The organism is Rhizobium sp. SVR5-2C (assembly GCF_056755115.1).
In genome coordinates this window covers 1-5532 of record NZ_JBNDHT010000237.1, presented here as the reverse complement: position 1 = coordinate 5532, position 5532 = coordinate 1, and the positions used below count along the sequence as shown (strand labels likewise).

The 5532-nt window shown below is 60.9% G+C and carries 3 protein-coding genes; 1 reads left to right on the top strand and 2 read right to left on the bottom strand.

Annotation, left to right across the window (positions count from 1 at the left end):
• Positions 1–117 precede the first annotated feature (117 nt).
• Positions 118–1974: a DNA helicase RecQ gene (gene recQ, locus ACPYOI_RS34635; RefSeq protein WP_481417991.1), complete on the bottom strand. Its 1857-nt coding sequence runs from the start codon at positions 1972–1974 to the stop codon at positions 118–120.
• Positions 1974–3959 carry a DNA primase gene (gene dnaG / locus ACPYOI_RS34630; protein ID WP_481424047.1) on the bottom strand — a complete coding sequence of 662 codons (1986 nt, stop codon included), beginning with the start codon at positions 3957–3959 and terminating at the stop codon, positions 1974–1976. The genes recQ and dnaG overlap by 1 nt, the downstream gene beginning before the upstream one ends.
• Before the next feature lie 659 nt (positions 3960–4618).
• Here dnaG and ACPYOI_RS34625 point away from each other — a divergent pair.
• A complete protein-coding gene (locus ACPYOI_RS34625; RefSeq protein WP_481417993.1) occupies positions 4619–5470 on the top strand; it encodes a hypothetical protein in 852 nt (283 codons plus the stop codon).
• Positions 5471–5532 lie beyond the last annotated feature (62 nt).

Genomic DNA, 5532 nt, shown 5'->3' with positions numbered 1-5532 from the left:
GCACAAGTACCGCAACTGAGATAGGAGCGGCAACCGGGGGCGGCAAGTCTGACGGCCGGGATGGACACCGTTATTGCAGCGCTCTTACCGCCCTCGGGAGCCGGGATGACGAAGACCCTAGTCGTCGTGGCTCAGGATGACCTCGATAAACGCATCGCCGTAGCGCTCGAGCTTCGACTGGCCGACACCCGAAATGCCGAGCAGCTCCTTGTGTGTCCGCGGCCGCTCTGTCGCGAAGGCAATGAGCGTCGTATCGGGAAAGACGACATAGGGAGGCACGCCGAGCGATCGCGCAATCGCTGTCCGTTCCGCGCGCAAAGCCTCGAAAAGCACCCCGTCCGCGCCCGACAACACGGATCGGCTCTCGGCTTGTGCCGCCTTCTTGGTCCGGCGCTCGGAGGCCGGACGATCCTTGCGGAAGAAGACCTGGCGATCACGCTTGAAGACCGCACGCGCCTCCGCTTCCAGTTTCAGCGCGCCAAACGCATCATGATCGACGCGGATGAGCCCCATGGCCAGCAGCTGGCGGAAGACCGACTGCCATGTCCGCGAAGGAATATCGCTGCCCGCTCCAAAGACCGGCATGGTCGTGTGGCCGAAGCGCTCGGTCTTTTCATTGACGTTGCCGAGAAGCACGTCGACCACATGGCCCGTGCCGAAGCGCTCGCCCGTGCGATAGATGGCGGCCAGCGCCTTGATCGCCGCATCCGTCCCATCCCAGGTCTCGACCGGCTTCAAGCAGGTATCGCAACTGCCGCAATTACCGGCATGCGCCTCGCCGAAATGCGCAAGGATCGCCTGGCGGCGGCACGAAGCCGTTTCGCAGATGGCGAGCAGCGCATTAAGCTTGGATCGCTCGACCCGCTTGATCTCATCGGCGGCGCTGCCTTCGTCGATCATTCGTCGCCGCTGGATGACGTCAGCCATGCCATAGGCCATCCAGACCTCGGACGGCAGCCCGTCACGCCCGGCGCGGCCAGTCTCCTGATAATAGGCTTCGACGGATCCCGGCAGATCGAGATGCGCCACATAGCGCACGTTCGGCTTGTCAATCCCCATCCCGAAGGCAACGGTCGCAACCAGGCACAGCTCGTCTTCTTTCAGGAAGGCATCCTGATTGGCATCGCGAAGCGCGCGATCCATGCCGGCATGATAAGGCAGCGCCCGGATGCCTTGTCCGTTCAGCCACTCGGCCGTGTCCTCGACCTTGGCACGCGACAGGCAGTAGACGATGCCGCTATTGCCCTTGTGACCCGACAGAAACCGGAGCAACTGCTGGCGCGGCTGATCGCGCTCGACGATTTCGTAGCTGATGTTCGGCCGATCGAAGCTGGTCGTGAAAATCTTGGCATTGTTCAGACCAAGCCGTTCCACGATGTCGTCGCGGGTGTGCGGATCGGCAGTCGCCGTCAGCGCAACGCGCGGCACATCGGGAAAGTGCTCCGCAAGCTTGCCGAGCTCGCGATATTCCGGTCGGAAATCATGTCCCCATTGGGAGACGCAATGCGCCTCATCGATGGCGAAGAGCGCGATCTTCGAGTTGCCGATCGTATCGCGGAACCCCTCCATCAGGATGCGCTCCGGCGTCACGTAGAGCAGGTCGAGCTTGCCGACGGAAAGCGCGCGGCGAACCTCGATAAACCCCTCCCGCGACAATGACGAATTCAGCGCGGCGGCGCGAATACCGAGCTGCTTCATCGCTTCCACCTGATCGCGCATCAGCGCAATCAGCGGCGAAACGACGATGCCGACACCCTCGCGGCAGAGCGCAGGGATCTGAAAGCAGAGCGACTTGCCGGCGCCCGTCGGAAAGAGCACGACGGCATCGCCGCCGGAGACGACATGCTCGACCACTTGTTGCTGCTTGCCGCGAAAGGCCGGATAGCCATAGACACGGTTCAGGATGCCGAGGGGCGAGCGCTCCGCGGCGAACAGCGCATCCCCCGCCGAAAATGCTGTATCTCCGCCGTCCATCAATGGCTTGCCGCGCCCTTCACGCGCCCTGAAAGCACGCCGAAGCCGTCGATGATCGCCTCCTGGTTTTCCAGCCGCAGGCCCTCGAAATGAACTTCCTGCAGCGCGCGCATCAACTGGTCGATGACGTCGCCGTCCCCGGCTTCCGTCGCCTCGGCGATCTCGCGTTCGAGTTCGATCTTCTGCCAGCGCAGCGCCTTGGCGCGCTTGTGGAAGGCAAGCGCCTGACGATACCCCTCGCGAGCATCCTCCATAGCGGCTTCCTCCGTCGCGATCCAGAGACGTGCATTGCGGATCTGCTGCTCCAGGCTCTTCAGCAGCGTCCCGAAGCCCTGCTCCTCCAGCCGCTCGATCAGATATTCGCGCGTCAGATGCGGCCCGGCGACGGCCGCCGCAGCACCGAGCACACCGGACCAGAGGCGTTGAAGCTCGCGATTATCGTAGTCGATCGAAGCGATTTCGTCGTATTCGTCCTGCATCAGCGCAGGATGATTGACGATGGTGAGCGCAAGCACGCTTTCCCGCAACGCCGGAATGTCCTGATGTCCACGCACGAGGCCCGAGCGCGCGAGACGCTCGGAAACACCGCCGCCGGCGATGCGCGCGCCACGCGCCTCCTGCTGTCCACCGCGCCTGCCCGGTCCACTGCCACGCTCGAAGCTGCGCCGCTCGCCGCCACGGTTCTGGAACTGCGGCTGAAAGAATGCGTTCAGCCTGTCGCGGATATCCTGCTGATAATGGCGGCGAACATTTTCGTCGGCAATGACGGCAACCATCTGCTTCAGGCGCGCTTCCAGTTCGGCGCGCGCCTCTGGCGTATCGAACTTGCCTGTGTTGAGCTCGCGGCTCCAGAGCATTTCGGCAAGCGGCTTTGCCTGGCTCATCACCTTGTCGAAAGGCGCGCGGCCCTCATGGCGCACCAAGTCGTCCGGATCCTTGCCGTCGGGCAGCAACGCAAAGCGCACGCTACGGCCGGGTTTGAGGTACGGCAGTGCCAGATCCGCCGCCCGGTTTGCGGCGCGGATACCGGCGCCGTCGCCATCGAAGCAGAGCACCGGCTGCGGCGTCATTTTCCAAAGCAGCTCGAGCTGGTTTTCGGTGAGCGCCGTACCGAGCGGCGCCACAGCATTCTCGACGCCTGCCTGATGCAGGGCAATGACATCCATATAGCCTTCGACGGCGATGATCGTCTGCGCACCGTCCGCACCTTGGATGGACCGCCGGGCACGCGCAAAATTGTAGAGCACGTTGCCTTTGTGAAAGAGCTCGGTCTCATTGGAATTGAGGTATTTCGCCGGTGCATCCGGCGACATGGCGCGTCCGCCGAAGGCGATCACCTTCTCTCTTGAAGAGAGGATCGGGAACATGATGCGGTCGCGGAAACGGTCGTAACTGACCGGCACGTCCGGCCCATGAACGACAAGGCCGCAGGCCTCGATCTGCTCCTTGGCGACGCCCTTGCCGGCCAGGAACTCCTTGAGCGCATTGCGGCTGTCCGGCGCAAAGCCTAGACGGAAGGTCTCGATCGTGCGACCCGTCAGCCCACGGTCGCGAAGGTAGGCGCGCGCCCGCGCGCCCGTTGCTGTCTGCAGCTGGTCCTGAAAGAACGTCGTCGCCAGTTCCATGACGTCCAGAAGGGAGCCGCGCTCCTTCTCGCGCCGCTCCATGACAGGATCGGCGATCGGCATTGCAACGCCCGCCATGTCGGCGATCTGCTGCACCGCTTCGGGGAAGCTGAGGCCCTCGAGGTCTGTCAGAAAGCGAAAATGATCGCCTGTGACGCCACAGCCGAAGCAGTGATAACGGCCCTTGCGGTTTTCGCAGTGGAAGCTCGGAGACTTTTCGCCGTGGAAAGGGCAGCAGGCCCAATAATCACCGCGCGATACATTTGTCTTGCGCTTGTCCCAGCTCACGCGCCGGCTGATGACATCCGAAATCTGGACGCGGTCGCGTATCTCGTCGAGAAAGGAATTGGAAAAGCGCATATGAACCTCTTGCAAGCCCAATCATATACGCAGGTTTGCCGCAGCGTGCCATGAACTTTGCCGCGAACGCGCGCTATTCACAGGTGGCTGACGATTGTTTTAAAAAATACAACTCAAGAAAGCGTGAGCATCCGCATGCGCGCGCTGCGACATTTGTGCACGAAGCCGCGAATTGTTTCGTATTTCCACGTTATCGAAGCGAGTATTTTAAAGAGAAATAACAACAAGAATACAAATGCTTACAAAAACAGGTCGCGGGCGGGGACAAATAGCTGCGACGGACTGTTGGCGTCCCTTCCGCCACCTGTGACGGCCGTGCGACCGAAACATTATATTTTTGTAAGTTGAATCCACTGCTGCGGCGCAATACGGTCCATCTCAACAAAGCGATCCCCGAGCGAGGCACCATCCCTACCCCCGGCGCCGCCTCGCAAGGGTGCCTTTGCAAATAAGCCGCTGGCTGGGCCTCAGCCCTGCGTTGCCAGCGACAGCAAAGTGCAAGAAGGCAGGAGCGCCCCCAGCTCCTGCCTTCTTTGATTCTACGCTTTAACCCTGCCGGTTAACTCCAGCTCCGAATTTTACTCATCTTTGTCAAAAGTGACATTGACAGGCGCAAGCTTCGTATCAGATGGAATACGTGTACCCGTCTGGATTGTCCGATGCCTTTTTGCCCCGAAACACTTTCATCCAATGAGCGTTTTTTTGAAGCAGTACTACTGTGCGCAAATGAGATGCTTACGATCTACCGGGACAGTCCGCGTATTGCGTCGATCTTTGCTTCGCAGCAACGATGGCTCATGGCACATGCCGGATTTGGGCTGCATTACGGCTATCCCGATGACACGAAGAAGGGCCTGTATTCCGGCCGCTTTGTCGAATTCGTCGTCGGCAACAAGATCGCCAGCCGCAACACCGCTGCAGCCTTCGTGCAGGAAATGCTGGTCTATCGCTACCTGAGGACGGTCAGCGGACAGAGCGATCGGCGCACAAGGCTGCTTGAACCAACCGAAACGGCTGAGCACCATTTTCTGAAGTGGCTGCACGCCCATCTGCTCGTTCTCGACGGCCTTGATGGCGGAACCCGGCTCGCGCAGGTCGGCTCGGACCCTTCGGTCTTCGGTAAAATTCAACCGATGATCGCCAAGGCGTTCATCGGGACCGAGGCGGTGCGTGACCCCGGCCGGACCTTCAATCTTTTCAACTGGGCGAATTCCGGGGGGCTGATCATGGATTATCTGATGACGCGCCTGCCGGGGTTCGACCGGTCAAAGGAACGCATGTCGGTCGGCCCCGTATCACTCGGCGAAATCCGCGCGCAGTTCATGATTTCGAACACGCACCTGAAGCGCCTGCTTTCGCATGCCGCTGAAATGGGAAGCATTGGCTGGGAAGAGCCGCCGCGCAAAGGCGATCTCTGGCTTTCGCGCGGCTTCATTCTTGAATACGTGAACTATCAGGCCGCGAAATTCGCGATCGTCGATGCCGCGACCGAGACAGTGCTCGGCCGTTAGCGCCTTTCAAGACTATTTCAGCAGTTCCTTGACGGTGCCGGAGGCCTTGGCGAAGTCCATCT

Excerpts from the sequence above, each read along its gene's own strand:
- recQ (WP_481417991.1), bottom strand. The coding sequence starts at position 1,974 with ATGGACGGCGGAGATACAGCATTTTCGGCGGGGGATGCGCTGTTCGCC.
- dnaG (WP_481424047.1), bottom strand. The coding sequence starts at position 3,959 with ATGCGCTTTTCCAATTCCTTTCTCGACGAGATACGCGACCGCGTCCAG.
- ACPYOI_RS34625 (WP_481417993.1), top strand. The coding sequence starts at position 4,619 with ATGCCTTTTTGCCCCGAAACACTTTCATCCAATGAGCGTTTTTTTGAA.